Here is a 1,448-nt window from a genome sequence, read left to right as displayed (position 1 = left end):
AATTGAATAGCGTTAACTTTGAAGTCGTTTGAATACTTCCAAGTTCGTCTTGGATTATTGTACTTGGGCATAAGACACCTCATCTTTAGTTAGATTTTGGTGTCCGTTTTATCGGGGGAAGATCATTGTCCTGCTTGAATGGCTTGTTAGGCATTTTTTACACTGTCATTTCGTTCATGGACAGCTATAAACCAAAACAATACCATTGCAACTGAAATGATTAGGCTACTTATAATTGATTCTCGTAATTTTAATAAATAACCAGCATTCGTTATTTGGCCGAATTCAACAACCAAAGTTTGCGAATAAAATAGGCGGTCGTAGCCAGCTACGCTATAAATTGAAAATATAACATTTAATAGAAAACTAATTAGAAACATTACCAAAGTGTATTGCCACCACTTTTTCCAACCGTAAGCTTTAAGTATAAGGTGACAAATACCAGCAAAAAATAAAAAAACTACATAAGCACTAATTATATTAAATAAAGCCCAAAAGTTTAAAGCACTGTGTTCCCAGTATGGAATTGTCCAAATTATGGCAATTAATAAAGGTGCAAAGAAAACACCTAATGCAATCCGTTTCACCAAACTCTCCTGAATGCCTAACGCCCCAATAAGAGGCTTTTAATTGTTGGTTATAATGTGAAGCGAAGCGGAACTAACCAACTGTTAAAAGTCCTGCTTGATTGGCTTGTTAGCAGAAGCGTTAATTAAGAACACTAAAACCAACAAAAATATAAATAGTAAATTGATGGAAGTGAGAAATAATAAACACCGCATCACTTCGCTACAAAACACGATTGATAAACAATAACAAAAAATGATTACCGATCAATATAAAAACATAAATTAACCCAATCAAAGATAGGAAAGCAAAAAACTCCAATCCTTTAAGTTAAAATATCAAGTTAGCCAAACACTTTAAAAATAGAACAAGTGGTGCCTGCTAACGCCCATATTAAGCGGCAAAAATTAGTTGGCTAAAATGTTGAACGAAGTGAAAACAGCCAACTGTTTTTTGTCCGTTTGAATTGCTTGTTAGGTGAAGTTTATATGTAAATACAAAACCTTAAAGCAAACACTGAAAGTTAATATTACAGTCGCCACTTTATAAACACAACTGCTAGATTTTGAGCCACAACACCAAACAATAAAAAGCCAATTCGCAAGGTCATTTTGTTTTTAGGTACTGCCCGCAGACTATATTGGCGTAAATGACTTAGAGCTTGGCGAAACACTCCAAAACCATATTTAGAAAACACAAACGCTAGATTAAATTGGCAAATGCTTTAAACAATTAAAATGAAGTGGCGATTACACCTAACAATTAAGCATTTATCTCTTGTTGAAGCATGAGAGATAAATGTCCTGTTGGACTGAGCCGCTAGGCACCGTCTATATGGTTTTTGTTTATTGAGTCATTTCAGTGACAGGAAGGGGTTTAAC

Annotated in this window: 1 protein-coding gene; it reads right to left on the bottom strand. The window is 34.5% G+C overall.

From position 1 onward, the window contains the following. Window positions 1-146: 146 nt before the first annotated feature. Entirely contained in the window at window positions 147-587 is a 441-nt protein-coding gene (locus tag H4J56_RS19350; RefSeq protein ID WP_182259821.1) for a hypothetical protein, read from the bottom strand. Window positions 588-1,448: the final 861 nt, after the last annotated feature.

This window comes from Colwellia sp. BRX8-4, from assembly GCF_014077345.1.
GTDB lineage: Bacteria > Pseudomonadota > Gammaproteobacteria > Enterobacterales > Alteromonadaceae > Colwellia_A.
Note: the sequence above shows the minus strand (reverse complement) of the source record. Positions and strands in the feature narration are given on the sequence as shown.